This is a genomic window from Pseudanabaena sp. PCC 9330 (assembly GCF_055795045.1).
This window is the reverse complement of sequence record NZ_JAYFES010000018.1, coordinates 1-278: the sequence shown is the minus strand read 5'-3', so window position 1 is coordinate 278 and position 278 is coordinate 1. Positions and strand designations below refer to the sequence as shown.

The following is a 278-nucleotide window of genomic DNA, read 5'->3' as shown; positions in this document are numbered from 1 at the left end:
GGGGCAACCCCCTCACTATCTTCGCCGCAGCTGCGTTTCACGACTGAGTTCGGGATGGGTCAGAGTGGGACCACAGCGCTAGAGACACCAGGAAAGCTTTGATTGCTTCAATATTAAATTGGTTTAGTTCCTTGAAAACCTGAATAGAGAGAAGTGTGTTGGCTGTGCACACAGCCATTGCTTGAACGTTGATGGACTTGAGTGTGAGGTCAAGCCCTCGGTCTGTTAGTACGCCTCGACTACATCCATTGCTGGACTTCCATCTAGCGCCTATTAAC

Annotated in this window: 1 rRNA gene; it reads right to left on the bottom strand. The window is 50.0% G+C overall.

What is annotated here, in order from left to right:
* Nucleotides 1-92: ribosomal RNA gene (gene rrf, locus AC0QKW_RS00395) — 5S ribosomal RNA — on the bottom strand; the annotation flags it as partial.
* Nucleotides 93-278 lie beyond the last annotated feature (186 nt).